Here is a 17,957-nt window from a genome sequence, read left to right as displayed (position 1 = left end):
AGCCCGAGAAGGAGCACCCGCCGTGCCGGTCCGCGTGGAGCACAACGAGCACGTCACCACGATCGTCCTGTCCCGCCCCGAGGTCCGCAACGCGGTGGACGGTCCGACGGCCGCGGAACTCGCCTCGGCGTTCAGGGAGTTCGAAGCCGACGACAACGCGCGGGTGGCGGTCCTGTGGGGCGAGGGAGGCACGTTCTGCGCGGGAGCCGATCTGAAGGAGGTGGGCGGCGAGCGCGGCAACCGGGTCGCCGAGGGGGGTGACGGGCCGATGGGGCCGACCCGGATGCGGCTGTCCAAGCCGGTCGTCGCGGCCGTCGCGGGCCACGCCGTCGCGGGCGGCCTGGAGCTGGCCCTGTGGTGCGATCTCCGGGTCGCCGAGGAGGACGCCGTGTTCGGGGTGTTCTGCCGCCGCTGGGGCGTTCCGCTGATCGACGGCGGCACGGTACGGCTGCCCCGGCTGATCGGCGCCGGCCGGGCCATGGACATGATCCTGACCGGTCGGCCGGTCCCGGCCCGCGAGGCCTACGACATCGGCCTCGCCAACCGTCTCGTGCCCACCGGTCGCGCCCGCGGAGCGGCCGAGGAGCTGGCGGCGGCCATGGCCCGCTTCCCGCAGGCCTGCCTGCGCGGCGACCGGGCCTCGTTGCTCGACCAGGAGGGTCTTGACGAGGAGAGCGCGATGCGGGTCGAACTCCGGTACGGCATGGACGTTCTGGCGCAGGGGTTGGAAGGCGCGGCGCGGTTCGCCGGGGGTGCCGGGCGGCACGGGTCGTACACGGATCTGTGAGCCGCCCGGGGTGCTCACCGGGCACTTCGGTCACCGGGTCGGGTCGAAGGGCACGCGGTCGGGGCCACCCGCTCAGGCGGCGGGACCGCTCGGCGACTCCCCTGCCGTCAGCCACTCCAGCACTATGCCGCCCGTCTCCGCCCCGGCCCAGGCGGCCGCCCTGGCGCGTTGCCCGGGGTGCAGCAGCGCGCCGACGGCGAAGACGCCCGGCCGCGAGGTGTGCGGGTCGGTGTCCAGCGTGATGCCGGCCCGGCGGGCGAGCTCGTCGTCGGGGACGAAGTCGCCGGTGAAGACGATCGTGTCGCAGCGCAGGACGGCCGTGCGGCCGTCACGGTGGCGCACGCGGACGCCGGAGAGGCGGCCGTGGCCGAGGAGTTCGGCCACCGTGGTGTCCGTCAGGAGCGGGACGCGGTGGCCGAGGCGGGCCGACTGGACGCGCAGACGCGGGACCCGGGCTCGCGCGTCTTCGGTGACCAGGGCGACGACCCTCACGCCGGCCGCGCGCAGGGTGCCGGCCGCCGCGTACGAGACAGCCTCGGCGCCGACGATCAGCGCCCGGGTGCCGACGGACTGCCCGAACAGGTGGACCGCCTGCTGGAGTTCGCCGGTGGTGAGGACACCGGCGGGCCGGGTGCCGGGCACCAGGCGGGCCGCGCGGGGGCGTTCGCGGGAGCCGGTGGCCAGGACGACGGCTCGGGCGTCGATCGTCTCCGGGCCCTCGGGACCGACAGCGGTGAGCGTGCGCGGGCCCGTCCAGTCGAGGACCGTCACCCCGGTCCGCACCACGGCACCGGTACGTGTGGCGCCCTGCGTGAGCAGACGGGCGTACCCGGGGCCGGTCAGCGGGTGCACCCAGGTGCCGAAGCCGCCGTGGGCGCAGTGCCGTGGCACTCCCCCGGGCTGTGCCTCCCGCTCCAGCACCTCGACGTGGCCGGCTCCGGCGGCGGCCAGGCGGGCCGCGGCCGCGAGTCCGGCGGGACCCGCGCCGACGACGAGGACGTCGACCCCGCGTACGGCGCCTTGCGCGGTCATGGGCGGGCCTCCTCGAAGAGCTGTCGTACCGCCGCCCCGCAGTAGAAGCCCTGGCAGCGGCCCGCCCGGGCGCGGGTGCGGCGGCGCAGGCCGTCCAGGGTGCGCGGCGGGATCGTACTGGCGAGGGCGTCGCGGATCTCGCCGCGGGAGACGCGCTCGCAGTGGCAGACGAGGGTGCCGTACTCCGGGTCGGCGGCGATGAGTTCGGGCCGCTGGTAGGGGCGCGGGAAGGCCTCCCCCAGGTTGGGCATGCGCACAGGGTCCGGTTCCCTGGCCGGGCCGAGGTCGAGCCCGTTGCCGGCCAGCAGGGCCACGACGTGGGCGGCGATGGCCATGGACGCGGTCAGGCCGGTGGACCGGATGCCGCCCGCGGTGACATACGCCTGCTCGATGTGTGCGGTGATGCGGTAGTCCTCGTGCTCGGTGGCCGCGCGCAGCCCGGCGTAGACGGCGGTGACCTCCTCGTCCGGCAGGGCGGGCAGGATGCGGCGGCCCTTCTCGCGCAGCAGGGCGATGCCCTCGGCGGTGGAGCCTGTGGCCCGCTTGTCGTCGAGGTCCTCGGCGGTGGGGCCGAGCAGGACGTTGCCGTAGACGGTGGGGGCGACCAGGACGCCCTTGCCGAGGGCGGTCGGGACGGGGAGGAGGATGTGCCGGACCAGGGGGCGGGCGAGCTTGTCGTGGACGAGGAGCTGGCCGCGGCGCGGGGTGACGGTGAAGTCCTCGTGGCCGAGCGCCCGGTCGAGGGTGTCGGCGTGCAGGCCTGCCGCGTTGACCAGGTGGCGGCTGTGCAGGGTGCCCCTGGAGGTGGTCAGGCGGTGGCCGTCGGTGGTCCGCCCGATGCCCTGCACCTGGGTGTTCAGGTGCAGGTCGACGCCCGCGCGGACCGCCTGGGTGGCGTACGCCAGAGTCGTCGTCCAGGGGCAGATGATGCTCTCGCCGGGCACGTGGAGGGCGCCGAGCGCGCCGGGGCCGAGGTGCGGTTCGCGGGCGTAGAGCTCGTCGGTGCCGAGGAGGCGGGTGTCCGGGCAGTCGTTGCGCTCGGCCTTCTCGGCCAGTCGCGGCAGAGCGGCGAGTTGCTCCTCGTCCCAGGCGACGAGCAGGGCGCCGACCCGTTCGACGGGGATGCCGGACTCGGCGGCGTAGGCGGCGAGCCGCCGGGATCCCTCGCGCACCAGCCGGGCCTCCAGGGAGCCCGGGGTCGCGTCGAAACCGGTGTGCAGGATGGCGGTGTTGGCCTTGGAGGTGCCCTGGCCGACATCGTCCTGGGCCTCGACCAGGGCGACGCGCAGCCGTGGGTGACGGGCGAGTTCGCGGGCGACGGCGCAGCCGACGACGCCGGCGCCGACGACCGTCACGTCGTAGGCGTGCGCGGGCAGCGCCCCTTCGGCGGTGACCGTCATGAGCCGAGCAGGGCGGCGACCGCGCTGCGGAAGCCGGCGCGGCGCTCGGCCGCCTGGTCGGCCGGGATGCGGGGTTCGTACACGGCGGCGGGCTTCCCGTCGGGCAGGGCGTCTTCCACGCTCAGCGTACGGTCCGCGCCGAGCCGGGCCAGGGCGGCGGCGCCGAGCGCGGTGGCGTCGGGCAGCGCGGAGACCTCGACGGGGCGTTGCAGGAGATCGGCCTGGGTCTGCATGAGGAGGGCGGAGCGGGTCAGGCCGCCGTCGACGCGCAGCACGTCGAGCGGGCTGCCGAGGTCGGCCGCGGCCGCCTCCGCCAGCTCCGCCACCTGGGCCGCCAGGCCCTCGCACAGGGCGCGCACCACGTGCCCCGGTCCGGTGTCGAGGCCGAGCCCGGTCAGGGAGCCGCGCACATCGCCGCGCCACCAGGGGGCGGCGAGCCCGGCGAGGGCGGGGACGAAGGTGACGCCGCCGCTGTCGGGGACGGCACCGCCGACCGGGTCGAGGTCGGCGGCCGAGGAGATGACGCCGAGGTCGGTGAGCCAGCGCACGGCGGAGGCGGCCGTGTAGACCTGCCCGTCGAGGCAGTAGCTGGTGTCTCCGGCGAGCCGCCAGGCGACACAGCTGACCAGGCCGGAGGTGCCGCGCCGGGGTGTGCCGCCGGTGTGCGCGAGCAGGAAGGCGCCCGTGCCGTAGGTGCACTTGGCGCGGCCGGGCCCGGTGACGCGCTGGGCGAGCAGGGCGGCCTGCTGGTCGACCGCGAGTCCGGTGAGCGGGATGTCGCGGCCGTAGGCGCTTGTGGTGCCGATGGGCTGGGCGTTGCCGGCCACCTGGGGGAGCCGTTCGCCGGACAGCCCGTAGATCTCCAGCGCCCGCGGCGACCACTGGGCGCGGTCGAGGTCGAGGAGCTGGGTGCGGCCGGCGGTGGCCGCGTCGGTGACGAACGTTCCCGTGAGGCGGTGGACCAGCCAGGCGTCGGAGGTGGTGACCACGCCCTCGCGGGTGCGGTGACGGCGGATCCAGGCCATCTTGGGCGCGGCGAAGTACGGGTCCAGGGGCAGTCCGGTCAGCCGCCGCAACTCCTCGGCGTGCGGGGCGAGTTCGGCACAGACGGTCTCGGCGCGCCGGTCCTGCCAGACGAGCGCGTCGGTCAGCGGGCGGCCGCTGCCCGGGTCCCAGGCGAGGACGGTCTCACCCTGATTGGCCAGGCCCAGGGCCACGACGTCCTCACCGGCCTCGGCGAGAGCACGCCGGCCGGCGTCGAGGACCGAGCCGTACAGTTCGGCCGGATCCACCTCGACCAGGCCGCCGGGCAGGTATCGGGGCGTCACGGCGGCGAACCCGGTGCCGAGGACCCCGCGTTCGGGGCAGACCACCAGGGCCTTGGTGCCGGAGGTGCCCTGGTCGACGGCGAGCACCGGCCCCGTCATCGCACCCCTCCGCACGCTCGTCCGCACCCTTGGAAGATCACCGCGCACAGCCTGCCGCCGGGCCGTGTCCGGCGTCAAGCACCGACGCCGACGGCCCCGGCAGTCGTCCACCTGGGGTTCAACCACCCCTGGGGATAGTTGAGTTGACAACAATGGCGAGGTCCAACGTCCGCCCCTATAGTGACCGCCGACCGCACGAGATCCCTCAGCCGACGCCCAGAGGAGGGCTGTTGCCGGCACGCCCTTCTTACGACCCCGCCGGTCACGACGGAGCCCTGCGCACCGCGCTGCAGGATCTGCGCACCGGGCGCTGGATGGCGATGCGCACCCTGCTCACGGACACCTCCGGCTGGTCGCAGTGGACCCGGCGCACCCAGGTCCTCGCGGCCGCGGCGGCCGGTACGGACGTGGTGCGCGCGTGGCTCGCCGAGGAGCCGCACAGCGTGCCGGCCGCGGTGATGCACGCCCGGGTCCGCGTGGAGCGGGCCCTGCGGGCGCGGCGCGAACGGCACCGCCGTACGCACGAGTTGTGGATCGAGGCGTGGGATGCCGCCCAGAGCGTCGCCGAGGCCGCCCCGCGGGACCCGGTGCCCTGGGTGTGCCTGCTGGCGCTGGCCCAGCTCGATCCCGAGCAGCGCTGGGAGGAGCACCGGGCGCCGCCGCCGGAACCCGGTCTGCCGCCGGGCCCGTGGGGGCTGCTGACCGAGGCCGGCCGGCGTGATCCGCACAACCGCGAGGCGCACCACCGCATGCTCCAGTTCCTGTACGCGATCGGTTCCCCGGACCGGCTCGCCGAGGCCGTGCGCTACGCCCAGTGGGCCGCCGCCTCGGCGCCGCCCGCCTCCGCGCTGCATGTGCTGCCGCTGTACGTGCGGGTCGAGCGCTACCGGCGCGGCAGCGGACACGACGCGGCGCTCGACCTGCACTGGGTCGCGGAGGACGCGTCCCGGGAGGCGCGGCGTGCGCTGCACTCCTGGTTCGAGCGGGCACCCCGGGCCGAACACACGCTGCCGGACCTCAACCACCTGGCCCATGCCCTGTGGGGTGCCCTTCTCTTCCCGGACGCGGCCCGGGTGTTCGACGCGATCGGCCCGTACTTCACGCCCCCGCCCTGGATGTACCGCACCCCGGACCGGGCCCGCGCCGTGGAGGTCTTCCTGCAGGCCAGGGACCGCTGCCACGCGGCCGCCGGGGGCGCCTGACGCGCCTGTTCCTTCCTGACCCCGGAGGTTTCCGCATGTCCCCCGCTCCCGATCGACCGTCCTCCCCCGCCCGGCCGCAGCACGACGAGGAGCGGCGGCTGCGCGAGCTGGGCTACCGCCCGGTGCTGGCCCGTCGCATGGGCGGGTTCGGCAACTTCGCGATCAGCTTCTCGGTGATCTCGGTCCTGTCCGGCTGCATGACCCTCTACGGCTTCGGCCTGGGTGCGGGCGGGCCCGCGGTGATGCTGTGGGGCTGGGCGGGCGTCGGCCTGTTCGTGCTGTGCGTGGGCCTCGCGCTCGCCGAGGTCACCAGCGCCTATCCGACCTCCGGCGCCCTGTACTACATGGCCGACCGGCTCGGCGGTCGGCGTTGGGGCTGGTACACGGGCTGGCTGAATCTGCTCGGTCTGCTCGGCGCGATCGCCGGCATCGACTACGGCGCCGCCCTGTTCACCGGCGCCTTCGCCAACCTCCGGTGGGGCTTCGAGCCGACCCCCGGCAGAACGATGCTGATCTTCTGCGCCATCCTGCTGCTGCACGCCGCGCTGAACCTGTTCGGCGTCCGCCTGGTGAGCCTGCTCAACTCGATCAGCGTGTGGTGGCATCTGGGCGGTGTCGCGCTCATCGTCGGGGCGCTCGCGATCGTCCCGGACCACCACCGGTCGCCGTCCTTCGTGTTCACCGAGTTCGTCAACGACACCGGCTGGTCGCATCCGCTCTACGTGGCGGCGATCGGCCTGCTGCTCGCCCAGTACACGTTCTCCGGCTACGACGCCTCCGCGCACCTGTCCGAGGAGACCTCCAACGCCTCGGTGTCGGCGGCGAAGGGCATCGTACGGTCCATCTGGGTGTCGTGGATCGCGGGCTTCGTGCTGCTCGCAGGGCTGACCTTCGCCATCCGGGACTACGACGCCACGCGCACCACCGCCACCGGCGTGCCGCCCGCGCAGATCCTGCTCGACGGTCTCGGCACCGACGGAGCCTGCGCGCTGCTGCTCGTCGTGATCATCGCCCAGCTGTTCTGCGGGAACGCCGAGGTGGCCGCGGCCAGCCGGATGGTGTTCGCGTTCAGCCGGGACGGCGCCCTGCCCGGCTCGTACCTGTGGCGCAAGGTCAGCAGCCGCACCCAGACCCCGGTCGCCGCGGTGTGGCTGTCGGTGATCGTGGCCGGCGTCCTCGCCCTGCCGTCCCTGTACTCGACGACTGCGTACGGCGCGGTCACCGCCATCAACGTCATCGGCATCACCCCCGCCTACGCCATCCCCGTGCTGCTGCGGCTGCGCGCGGGCGACCGTTTCCGGCCGGGTCCCTGGAACCTGGGCCGGTGGAGCAGGCCGGTCGGCTGGATCGCGGTGGTCTGGGTGGCCTGTGTGACGGTGCTGTTCTGCCTGCCGCAAGCCTCGCCGGTCACCGTCGACACGATGAACTACGCGGCCGTGGCGCTCGCCGTCGTCCTGCTCCTGGCCAGCGTCTGGTGGTACGTCGCCCGGCGCGCGTACGGCACACCGACCACCGCCGCCTACGGCGACGACCGCGACCAGGCCGAACTCGCGGAGGGCATCGTCTGATCAGCGGGCCCGCGAGGCCGCTGCCGCGCGGCGTGTACGCCGAGCGTGCGGGGTGCGCGTGCGCGGCCGACCCGTCGCCGTGGGGTTTTACGGTCGAACGCGAGATCTACCGACTGGTAACTTCTGCGGATGATCCTTCGCCCCGCTTGCGCCGTCCGGCGCGCGCCGCACTGATATCCGCCCTCACCCTGGCCGTGCTGCCCGCCGCACCCGCCACCGCCGCCGATCCGACGACCCCTCATCTCGACTCCGTGGAGCGGACGTTGCGCGAGGTGTCGCCCGGCCTGGAAGGGGACGTGTGGGAGCGGACGAGCGGCAACCGCCTCGACGCCCCGGACGGCGACCCCGCCGGGTGGCTGCTCCAGACGCCCGGCTGCTGGGGCGACGCCGTCTGCAAGGACCGCGCGGGCACCGAGCGGCTGCTGGCCAAGATGACCGCGAACATCTCCCGGGCGACCCGGACCGTCGACATCTCCAGTCTCGCGCCCTTCCCGGACGGCGCCTTCCAGGACGCCGTCGTCGCGGGACTGAAGGCCTCCGTGGACTCCGGCCACAAGCTCAAGGTCCGGGTCCTTGTCGGGGCCGCGCCCCTGTACCACATGAACGTACTGCCCTCGAAGTACCGGGACGACCTGATCGGCAAGCTCGGCCCGGCGGCCGACTCCATCACGCTCGACGTCGCCTCGATGACGACGTCGAAGACCGCCTTCTCGTGGAACCACTCCAAGCTCCTGGTCGTCGACGGACGGTCCGCGGTCACCGGCGGCATCAACGACTGGAAGGGCGACTACCTCGACACCGCCCACCCGGTCACCGACGTCGACCTCGCCCTGACCGGACCCGCCGCCGGCACGGCCGGCCGGTACCTGGACCGGCTGTGGACCTGGACCTGCCGCAACAAGAGCAACATCGCCAGTGTCTGGTGCGCCTCCTCCGGCGGAGCGGACTGCATGGCCACCATGGAGCGGGACACCAATCCCGGTGCCGTCCGGGCATCCGGCGACGTACCGGTGATCGCCGTCGGCGGGCTCGGCGTGGGCATCCAGGACTCCGATCCCGCCTCCGCCTGGCGTCCGGCCCTGCCGGACACGTCCGCCACCCGATGCGTGATCGGGCTGCACGACAACACCAACGGGGACCGCGACTACGACACGGTCAACCCCGAGGAGAGCGCGCTGCGTTCACTGATCTCCAGCGCGACGCGCCACATCGAGATCTCGCAGCAGGACCTCAACGCGACCTGCCCGCCGCTGCCCCGCTACGACACCCGCGTCTACGACGCCCTCGCCGCGAAACCGGCCGCCGGCGTCAAGGTGCGCATCGTCGTCGGCGACCCCGCCAACCGCGGCGCCGTCGGCAGCGGAGGCTACTCCCAGATCAAGTCCCTCTCCGAGATCAGCGACGCGCTGCGCAGCAGGCTCGCCCGGCTCACCGGCGACGAGCGCCGCGCGACGGCGGCGCTCTGCTCCCATCTGCAGCTCGCGTCCTTCCGCAGCTCCCCGAGCGCGACGTAGGCCGACGGACACCCCTACGCCCAACGCCACAAGCCGGTCTCGGTCGACGGCTCCGCCTTCTACATCGGCTCGAAGAACCTCTACCCGGCGTGGTTGCAGGACTTCGGGTACATCGTGGAGAGCCCCGGCGCCGCCCGGCCGCTCGACACCCAGTTGCTGGAGCCGCAGTGGGCATACTCCAAGGAGACCGCCACGGTCGACTACGAGCGCGGGATCTGCCGGCTGTGAGGTCCCGCTGACCGCGAGGCCCACGGTGCGAACCGGTGTGCGGGATACGGCAGGATGAACGTTCGCGTCGACGCCGGGTACCCGGTCGGCGGCGCGAACGCACATTCCGGACATCGAGCAGGTGACAACGTGACGAGACTTCACAGCGGGCTCCCCGCAGCAGCTTTGTGCCTTGGAGGTGACCGGTGAACCGCGCGCTGACCCTGGACGACCTCGTCCTCGCCGGCATCGCCCTGTCCGCGGGCCTGCTGCTGGCCTTCCTGTCCCGTACGCTGCTGCGCTGGCTCGGCAAGCACGCCAAGCGGACCAAGTGGAGCGGCGACGACGTCATCGTGGACGCGCTGCGCTCGGTCGTCCCGTGGGCGGCGATCGCGGGCGGCGCGGCGGCGGCCGGCGTGGTGCTGCCGCTGACCAGAACCGTCCAGCACCACGTCAACCAGACCCTCCAGGTCTGGCTGATCTTCGTGGTGACGCTGTCCGCGGCCCGGGTGATCGCGGGCCTGGTGCGCACGGTCACCCAGAGCCGCTCGGGTGTCGCCGGTTCGGCGACCATCTTCGTCAACATCACCCGGGTGCTGGTGCTGGCGATCGGCTTCCTGGTGGTGCTGCAGACGCTCGGCATCTCCATAGCGCCTCTGCTCACCGCCCTCGGCGTCGGCGGTCTGGCGGTCGCCCTCGCCCTGCAGGACACCCTCGCCAACCTTTTCGCGGGCATCCACATCCTCGCCTCCAAGACCGTCCAGCCGGGCGACTACATCCGGCTGAGCAGCGGCGAGGAGGGCTATGTGGTGGACATCAACTGGCGTCAGACGACGGTCCGCCAGCTGTCCAACAACCTGGTGGTCGTCCCCAACGGCCAGCTCGCGAAGACCAACATGACCAACTTCACCCGTCCCGAGCAGCGGTTGACGATCCTGGTGCAGGTGGGCGTGAGCTACGACAGCGACCTGGACCAGGTCGAGCGGGTCACGACCGAGGTCATCGCCGAGACCATGGCCGAAGTCACCGGCGCCCTCCCGGACCACGAGCCCGCGATCCGCTTCCACACCTTCGGGGACTCGCGCATCGGGTTCACGGTGATCCTCGGCGTCGGCGAGTTCAGCGACCAGTACCGGATCAAGCACGAGTTCATCAAGCGCCTGCACCGCCGCTACCGCGAGGAGGGCATCCGTATCCCGGCCCCGGCCAGGACGGTGGCGCTGCAACAGGGCACGGTGACGATCCCGCAGCAGCGCGGCGGGGAGGACCTGTCGTCGGGTTCGGCCGTGACCGACCAGCGCTCGTAGGACGGCCCTCTCGTCGCCCCGGTCAGCCGTCGCCGGTGTCGCAGCACGAGCCGCGCCCGAGGCCGTGGGCGATGTCGAGCCAGGTGGTGTCCCGGGGCGCGGGGTGATCCCTGTGCCGATGCACCTCCGTCAGGTCGCTCTGCCGGTGGAGGATGCCGTCGCGCACCACCATCGGGGTGTCGACGAGGGTGGCGAAGTCGGTGAAGGGATCGCCGTTCACGACGGTCAGGTCGGCGATCCTGCCCTCCTGGACGGTGCCGAGGTCGCCGTCGAGGCCGAAGAGGCGGGCCGGGACGGAGGTGGCGCAGTGCAGGGTCTCGGCCACGCCGAAGCCGTGCGCGTGCAGCGCGCGCAGGGCCAGGTGGAGGGAGAGCCCGACGGGGACCAGCGGGGCGTCGGTGCCCAGGGCGAGCACGGCACCGTGGGCGGCCAGCCGCCGGTAGTCGGCCATCTCCACGGCCAGTGCTTCGAGTTGCCGGTCGGTGGGGGCGGCCTGGGCGCGTGCGCGTACGGAGGCCACGTCCCAGGGCGGCATGAGCCGGCTCACCCGAGGATCGCCGGCCAGCCCGGGATCGGCGCCGAGCAGGGCCTGTGCCGTGAACGGGGTGATGATCAGGGAGAAGGTGCCGTCGGCGTACTGCTCGACCAGGTCCTGGTGGACGTGCCCGAGGGGGGTGGTGGCATGTCCGTAGGGCAGGCGCTGGGTGGCCTGCAGATGGGTCGTCAGATCCTGCCCGGCCGACCTGCCGGGCGAGCACAGATGGCTGCCGCTGGGCACGCCCAGTTCGTGCGCGGCCTCGGCGGCCTGCGCCATGACCTGCCCCGAGGCGCGCACATAGGTCTTGACGAAGTCGACGTCCAGCGCCGTGGCGCGCCGCAGGGTGCGGGCGACGCCCGCGCGGGTGCGGTGCGCCCGGCCCATGCTGTAGGCGGTGCGGGAACCGTCGATGAGTTCCGCGCAGGCGAGCTGGCGGGGCCCCAGGCCGTACCCGGTGGCGGCCGACTCACGCAGCCGGACCGCCTCGTACAGCGGTCCGCCCAGGCAGGCGGTGGTGGTGATGCCGTAGGCGAGCGCGGTCAGGCCCTGCCGGGCGCCGTAGGTGGCGTTGTAGGGATGGGTGTGGCTGTCGAACAGGCCCGGGATGACGGTCCGGCACGAGGCGTCGACGGTGCGGTGACCCGGCCGGCGCGTCCGGTGCGGCTCCACGGCGGTGATGCGGTCGCCGCTGACCAGGATGTCCACGTCCTGGCGGGGAGCGGCACCGGTGCCGTCCCACAGCTGGCCGGCGTGGATCCGCAGCTTCTCCCGGCGGTCCGGGGTACGGGGGCGGGTGACCGGACCGGCGGTCAGGGTGCGCACTTCGTCGGCCGCGACCGCGGAGCCCAGGGACATCAGGCGCAGCCGCCCGCACGACAGGTACAGCAGTGTGCGCGAGTCCGCGGCCCAGCTGGGGTGGTCGGCGGGTTCGTCGGTGAGTTTCCGGGCCGGACCCGTGGGCGTGCCCTCGGCGGTGACGGGCAGCAGCCACAGCGCCGACTCGGCGATCAGGGCCATCCAGCGGCCGTCGGGCGACCACACCGGTCCTGCGGCGGCGCGGTCGGACAGCGACTGGTGTGCGGCCGGCAGGTGGCGTTTCTCGGCGCCGGTGACGGTGTCGACGACGCGGATGAGGTGGTAGCCCTCGCGGAAGCGGTGGTTGAGCCGGTTGCGGTCGCAGAAGGCCAGGTACCGGCCGTCCGGTGACCAGGTCGGGGCCCCGGGCGGTCCGTCGGTGGCCAGGGGCCGGGCCGCCACCCGTTCCTGACCGCTCGCCAGGTCCCGCAGTACCAGGTTTCCGGCGATGTCCTGGCAGGCCAGCCGAGAGCCGTCCGGCGACAGCGCCGGGTGCAGCCGTCCGCCGCCTGCCACCAACCGGTCGTCGCCGTCCTCCAGACCGAGGCGGTGCACGGCGGTCAGACCGTCCCGGTCGGTGCAGTACAGGAGGCTGCGCCCGTCGGGGGCCCAGGCGGGCATCTGCACGTAGTGAACGGGCTCGCTCTGCAGGAGCTTGCGCGGGGCGCCGTCGACCGGCAGCAGCCACAGCGCGTTCAGCGCGACGAACGCCACCCGCTTCCCGTCCGGTGACAGAGCCGGCAGGTGGATGCCGCGCACCGGGTCCGGTGCCGGGGATCCCAGGGCCCGCGTCCTGGGCCGCCACCGGGGCCGGGGCACCGGCAGCCGGGCGGTGAACGGCACGTCCGTCACGGAGGGTTCGGCCAGGGTACGGATGCGGATGCGGCCGTCCGCGACGTACAGCAGCCGGTCCTCGTCCAGCCAGCACGGCGGGGCCGCCGCCAGGTCCTCGTCCGCCGTGACGACGTGCCCGTCGACCATCAGCGCCGCACGCGCGGGCGGACCGGACCCCGCCTCGCCCGTCCCGGTCAGGTGCACAAAGGCGATCCGCCCGCCCGGTGAGACGGACGGGCACAGCAGCCTGCCCTCCGTCACCGAGCGCACCACCTCCGCCGTACCGCCGGTGGCGGGAACGCGGACCAGGGCGAGGCCGCCGTCGTTCCCGCCGTCCGGCCGGTGCGCGGCCCGTACGCAGACCAACGACCGCCCGTCCGGCCACCACACCGGATCGAAGTCCTCGAAGTCCCCGCCGGTCAGCCGGTGCAGCCGGCCGCTGTCCGCCTCCAGGGTCCACAGGCCGAAGGACGTACCGGTCACGGGGTCGCCACCGCGCTCGGACGAGAAGGCGATGCGTGTCCCGTCCGGTGACCAGGCCGCTCCGCGGTCGTCCCAGGGCCCGTCGGTCAGTCGGCGCGGCTCGCTGCCGTCCGGTCGCATCGACCACAGGTGGAAGGCGCCGCCGCGGTAACCGCACACGGCGAGCCGCTCGCCGTCCGGCGTGAGCGCCGGACGGGTCGCCTCCAGCGACCAGTCCGTCAGCTGCCGGGCCGGCCCGCCGTCGCGAGGGACACGCCACAGGACTCCCTGCACCTCCGCGATCAGCACCGATCCGTCACGGCACGCGGTGACCGACCCGCCGGTCGTCTCGTGATAGGTGAGGACCCGCTCCCCGGCACGGGCGGCCCGCCGGCCCGTTGCCAGGGCCGTCGCCGGTGACACGGCGGCGGCGACTCCGGCTGCGGAGGCACCCAGGAAACCCCGACGGCTGACGAAGTCCACGTCTTGCTCTCCCTCCCACGGCGACACCCGATCCCACCAGATCAACGAGGAGTCGGGCAGTACGTGGCGAGCGAAACCGGCCACTGGGCCCCGCCCGCCACCGCCGGTCGGAGCGTGGCCGAATTCTCGTGCCAGTGGCCTCCGCGCCTGCTGTGCGGGCCGCGAGGTTCGGGCCGTTCGCCACGCCGCGCAGTCCGTTCGGGACGGTGCTGCGGAAGCTGAAGTCCGCCTTGTCCGACGGGCGGTCGTTGCACGGGAAGACGGTGTGCGCGGAGTTCGGCCGGGGGCAGATCGCGAAGCCGTCCGGAGTGGGCACCCGGGCGGTGTGCGCCAGGGCGCGGCGCGGGTCGGCGGAGTACTCGACGCGGACCGTGACGACGCGGTCCTCGTCCAGCGCCCGGGTGGTGCGGATCCTCAGGGCGGCGGCGTCGACACACCGGGCCGTGGCGTCGTAACAGAGGTCGAGGTGATGGGCACGGGCGCGGTAGCCGTCGTTGCCGAGGGCCGGGAAGACGGGGTCGCCGAGGCTCTCCGGGCCCGGGTCCGGGTCCGCCGTGCGCGTGCGGATGGCGGCCGGGCACGGGCCGTGCTCCCCACGCCCGGCGCCGCCGCCGTACCGATCAGGGCGGCCGCCGGGGCCGTCACTCTGGTGCGATATCTCATGATCCGCTTTCGCTCGGGCGGCCGGGTGGTCGGGTCCGGCCGCCGGTCAGCGGGCGATCGCTTGTCATGACCACGAGCCCCAGGCTTCGGTCGCACCCGTACGGCACGTTTTCCGGCCAGGACCCCTGTCGAGCCGATCCCGCTCACGAGATATCTTGATATCGAGCAATGTTGCAGACGTGGAGCGGAGCACCCGGTGACTGACTCGACCATCATCTACACCTACACAGACGAGGCCCCGGCCCTGGCGACGCATTCGTTCCTGCCGGTGATCCAGGCGTATGCCTCGCAGGCCGGTGTGCCCGTGGAGACCCGCGACATTTCGCTGGCCGGGCGCATCATCGCCGTCTTCCCGGAGTACCTGAACGAGGACCAGCGCATCCCCGACGCGCTGTCCGAGCTGGGCGAGCTGGCCAAGACCCCCTCGGCCAACATCATCAAGCTGCCGAACATCTCGGCGTCCATCCCGCAGCTGAGGGCCGCGATCGCCGAGCTGCAGGGCAAGGGCTACGCGCTGCCGGACTACCCGGACGACCCGAAGACCGACGAGGAGCGCGAGATCCGCGCCCGCTACGACAAGATCAAGGGCTCGGCCGTCAACCCGGTCCTGCGTGAGGGCAACTCCGACCGCCGCGCCCCCGCCTCGGTCAAGAACTACGCCAAGACCCACCCGCACCGCATGGGCGCCTGGTCCTCCGAGTCCAAGACCGACGTGGCGACCATGGGCGTGGACGACTTCCGCTCCACGGAGAAGTCCGTGGTGGTCTCCGAGGCCGGTGCGCTGCGCATCGAGCTCAAGGGTGACGACGGCTCGACCACCGTCCTGCGCGAGTCGGTACCGGTCCTCGAGGGTGAGGTCGTCGACGCCTCCGTGATGCGCGTCGCGGCGCTGCGCGAGTTCCTGACCGCTCAGGTCGCCCGCGCCAAGGAGGAGGGCGTCCTGTTCTCCGTGCACCTCAAGGCCACGATGATGAAGGTCTCCGACCCGATCGTCTTCGGTCACGTGGTGCGCGCCTTCTTCCCGAAGACCTTCGCGAAGTACGGCGAGACCTTCGCCGCCGCCGGTCTGACCCCGAACGACGGTCTGGGCGGCATCTTCAAGGGCATCGAGGCCCTGCCTGAGGGCGCCGAGATCAAGGCATCCTTCGACGCCGAGCTGGCCGAGGGCCCGGCGCTGGCGATGGTCGACTCCGACAAGGGGATCACCAACCTGCACGTGCCGTCCGACGTGATCGTCGACGCCTCGATGCCGGCCATGATCCGCACCTCCGGCCACATGTGGGGCACCGACGGCCAGGAGGCCGACACCCTCGCGGTGCTGCCGGACTCCTCCTACTCCGGCGTCTACCAGGCCGTGATCGATGACTGCCGCGCCCACGGCGCCTACGACCCGTCGACCATGGGATCCGTCCCGAACGTCGGCCTCATGGCGCAGAAGGCCGAGGAGTACGGCTCCCACGACAAGACCTTCGAGATCCCGACCACGGGCACCGTCCGCCTGGTCGACCAGGCCGGCAATGTCGTCCTGGAGCAGACGGTCTCCGCCGGCGACATCTTCCGCGCCTGCCAGACCAAGGACGCCCCGATCAAGGACTGGGTCAAGCTCGCCGTCACGCGCGCCCGCGCCACCGGCGACCCGGCCGTGTTCTGGCTGGACGAGACCCGCGCCCACGACGCCAACCTGATCGCCAAGGTCGACCAGTACCTGGCGGAGCACGACACCGAGGGCCTGGACATCCGCGTCCTGTCCCCGGTCGAGGCCACCAAGCTGTCGGTGGAGCGCATCCGCCGCGGCGAGAACACGATCTCGGTGACGGGCAACGTCCTGCGTGACTACCTGACCGACCTGTTCCCGATCCTGGAGCTGGGCACCAGCGCCAAGATGCTCTCGGTCGTCCCGCTGATGGCGGGCGGCGGCCTGTTCGAGACGGGCGCCGGCGGCTCCGCGCCGAAGCACGTCCAGCAGCTGGTCAAGGAGAACTACCTGCGCTGGGACTCGCTCGGCGAGTTCTTCGCGCTCGTCCCCTCCTTCGAGCAGTACGCGACGGCCACGGGCAACGCCCGCGCCAAGGTCCTCGCCGACACCCTCGACCGCGCCACGGCGACCTTCCTCAACGAGGACAAGTCCCCGACCCGTCGCGTCGGCGGCATCGACAACCGCGGCAGCCACTTCTACCTGTCCCTGTACTGGGCGCAGGAGCTGGCGCAGCAGACCGACGACGCCGACCTGGCCAAGGCCTTCGGCTCGTTCGCCGAGACCCTCGCGGCGAACGAGCAGAAGATCGTCGACGAGCTGATCGCCGTGCAGGGCTCCGCGGCCGACATCGGCGGCTACTACCAGCCGGAGAAGGCGAAGGCGGACGCCGTCATGCGCCCGTCGGCCACCTGGAACGAGACCCTCGCCTCCCTGAGCTGACGCCCGCGGCGGCAGAGCCGCAGTCGTGAGTGAACCTCCGCCCCGGTCGGTGCCCCGGCCGGGGCGGAGTCATGTCCGGGGTCCCGGCCGTGACGCCGCGGGTTCGGCGCGGCGGCACCGGGGGGGCATCGCCGTACGGACACGGCGGGTTACCCGGCGAGAGGATCAAGTGGAGTCGCCGGCTCGCGTGTTGCCGCCCGAGGCCCGTGGTGTCACCACTCCCGGGTCGCGATCAGCTCCTCCACGTCCGGGCACAGGGCGAGCAGGATCGTCCAGCCCCCGTCGACGACGTGGTCGGGGAAGTACCCGTCCTCGTGGAGCCCTTCCAGAAACGAGTGCCGGGCCCCCGGGGATTGCCGATCGGCACGCTCCCGCCTCCCTCACTGGATGCCGGTGTGACACCTTGATCCTGCACCACGCCACTGACAACGCCCCTGGAGCAGCCCGTGACCGAGCCCGTGACCTCGTTCGAACTCCTCCCCGGCGCGGCCGAGTCGCCTGTGCTGCTGCATGTGCCGCACAGCGCGCGGGCGATACCGGAGGACGTGCGCACAGGGATCCTGCTCGACGACCCGTCGCTCCGGCGGGAGCTGGACCACATCACCGACGCGCACACCGACCGGATCGCCGAGCGGGCCGCCGCCCTGGCCGAGATCACCCCCTGGCGGTTCGTCAACCGGCTGTCGCGGCTGGTCGTGGACCCGGAGCGGTTTCCGGACGACCGGGAGGAGATGCTCGCCGCCGGGATGGGGGCCGTCTACACGCGGACCACGCACCGGGGCGAGCTGCGTCCCGCGGACGCGGATCCCGAGCCGCTTCTGGAGCGGTACTTCCGCCCGTACGCGCGGGCGATGAGCGAGGCGGTGGCCGGGCGGCTCGCCGCGACCGGACGGGCCGTGGTGATCGACGTGCACTCGTATCCGGCCGAGCCGCTGCCCTACGAGCTGCACGGGGCGGGACCGCGCCCCGCCGTGTGTCTCGGCACGGACGCCTTCCACACGCCGCCGGCACTGACCGGGGCAGCGCGGACGGCGCTGGCAGGGTGCGGGGAGACGGGGCTGGACAGCCCGTTCAGCGGGACCTATGTGCCGCTGGAGTACTACGGGCGGGACCGGCGGGTGAGCGCCTTGATGGTGGAGATCCGCCGGGACACGTACATGGCCGAGCCCGGCGGGCCGGCCGGTCCGGGCCTGGAGCGGCTGGCCGCCGCCCTGGCGGGGCTCGTGGACGCCGTCTAGGCCCGTCGACTCGCATGGACGCCT

Annotated in this window: 12 protein-coding genes and 1 pseudogene; 9 read left to right on the top strand and 4 right to left on the bottom strand. The window is 73.1% G+C overall.

Annotated elements, in window-relative coordinates:
• Nucleotides 1-22 precede the first annotated feature (22 nt).
• Entirely contained in the window at nucleotides 23-787 is a 765-nt protein-coding gene (locus AVL59_RS15785; protein ID WP_067304380.1) for a crotonase/enoyl-CoA hydratase family protein, read from the top strand.
• A gap of 87 nt (nucleotides 788-874) precedes the next feature.
• Here AVL59_RS15785 and AVL59_RS15780 read toward each other — a convergent pair.
• From AVL59_RS15780 to AVL59_RS15770, 3 genes and pseudogenes are all read right to left on the bottom strand, one after another.
• Nucleotides 875-1,819, bottom strand: a pseudogene (locus AVL59_RS15780) (FAD-dependent oxidoreductase); the annotation flags it as partial.
• On the bottom strand, nucleotides 1,816-3,219 hold the full coding sequence (locus tag AVL59_RS15775) for an FAD-dependent oxidoreductase (protein WP_067304378.1): 1,404 nt from the start codon (nucleotides 3,217-3,219) through the stop codon (nucleotides 1,816-1,818). The pseudogene AVL59_RS15780 and the gene AVL59_RS15775, both read right to left, overlap by 4 nt.
• Nucleotides 3,216-4,646, bottom strand: a complete 1,431-nt coding sequence (locus tag AVL59_RS15770) for an FGGY family carbohydrate kinase (protein WP_067304375.1) — start codon at nucleotides 4,644-4,646, stop codon at nucleotides 3,216-3,218. The genes AVL59_RS15775 and AVL59_RS15770 overlap by 4 nt, the downstream gene beginning before the upstream one ends.
• 230 nt (nucleotides 4,647-4,876) lie before the next feature.
• On the opposite strand from AVL59_RS15770, the gene AVL59_RS15765 reads away from it, so the two are divergent.
• The 5 genes from AVL59_RS15765 (at nucleotide 4,877) to AVL59_RS15750 (ending at nucleotide 10,444) form a co-directional block, all read left to right on the top strand.
• Nucleotides 4,877-5,848, top strand: a complete 972-nt coding sequence (locus AVL59_RS15765) for a hypothetical protein (RefSeq protein ID WP_237281513.1) — start codon at nucleotides 4,877-4,879, stop codon at nucleotides 5,846-5,848.
• Between the two features lie 35 nt (nucleotides 5,849-5,883).
• Nucleotides 5,884-7,416: an amino acid permease gene (locus tag AVL59_RS15760; protein WP_067304372.1), complete on the top strand. Its 1,533-nt coding sequence runs from the start codon at nucleotides 5,884-5,886 to the stop codon at nucleotides 7,414-7,416.
• Nucleotides 7,417-7,562: 146 nt separating this feature from the next.
• Nucleotides 7,563-8,930, top strand: a complete 1,368-nt coding sequence (locus tag AVL59_RS15755; protein WP_237281512.1) for a phospholipase D-like domain-containing protein — start codon at nucleotides 7,563-7,565, stop codon at nucleotides 8,928-8,930.
• A gap of 93 nt (nucleotides 8,931-9,023) precedes the next feature.
• The gene (locus AVL59_RS55565) at nucleotides 9,024-9,158 is read left to right on the top strand and encodes a hypothetical protein (protein ID WP_257785083.1); all 135 of its coding nucleotides are present in this window, start codon (nucleotides 9,024-9,026) and stop codon (nucleotides 9,156-9,158) included.
• A gap of 185 nt (nucleotides 9,159-9,343) precedes the next feature.
• Nucleotides 9,344-10,444, top strand: a complete 1,101-nt coding sequence (locus AVL59_RS15750; RefSeq protein ID WP_067304371.1) for a mechanosensitive ion channel family protein — start codon at nucleotides 9,344-9,346, stop codon at nucleotides 10,442-10,444.
• Nucleotides 10,445-10,466: 22 nt separating this feature from the next.
• On the opposite strand, the gene AVL59_RS15745 is transcribed toward AVL59_RS15750, so the two are convergent.
• Entirely contained in the window at nucleotides 10,467-13,616 is a 3,150-nt protein-coding gene (locus AVL59_RS15745) for an amidohydrolase family protein (protein WP_079146715.1), read from the bottom strand.
• Nucleotides 13,617-13,750: 134 nt separating this feature from the next.
• On the opposite strand from AVL59_RS15745, the gene AVL59_RS56015 reads away from it, so the two are divergent.
• From AVL59_RS56015 to AVL59_RS15730, 3 genes are all read left to right on the top strand, one after another.
• Nucleotides 13,751-14,071, top strand: coding sequence for a hypothetical protein (locus AVL59_RS56015; protein ID WP_208870385.1), 321 nt, complete (start codon nucleotides 13,751-13,753; stop codon nucleotides 14,069-14,071).
• A gap of 404 nt (nucleotides 14,072-14,475) precedes the next feature.
• On the top strand, nucleotides 14,476-16,695 hold the full coding sequence (locus AVL59_RS15735; RefSeq protein ID WP_067304364.1) for an NADP-dependent isocitrate dehydrogenase: 2,220 nt from the start codon (nucleotides 14,476-14,478) through the stop codon (nucleotides 16,693-16,695).
• A gap of 446 nt (nucleotides 16,696-17,141) precedes the next feature.
• Nucleotides 17,142-17,933, top strand: coding sequence for an N-formylglutamate amidohydrolase (locus AVL59_RS15730; protein WP_067304361.1), 792 nt, complete (start codon nucleotides 17,142-17,144; stop codon nucleotides 17,931-17,933).
• Nucleotides 17,934-17,957 lie beyond the last annotated feature (24 nt).

The sequence above is a fragment of the Streptomyces griseochromogenes genome (assembly GCF_001542625.1).
In the GTDB taxonomy this organism is placed as follows: Bacteria; Actinomycetota; Actinomycetes; order Streptomycetales; family Streptomycetaceae; genus Streptomyces; species Streptomyces griseochromogenes.
This window is presented reverse-complemented; position numbering and strand designations above follow the sequence as displayed.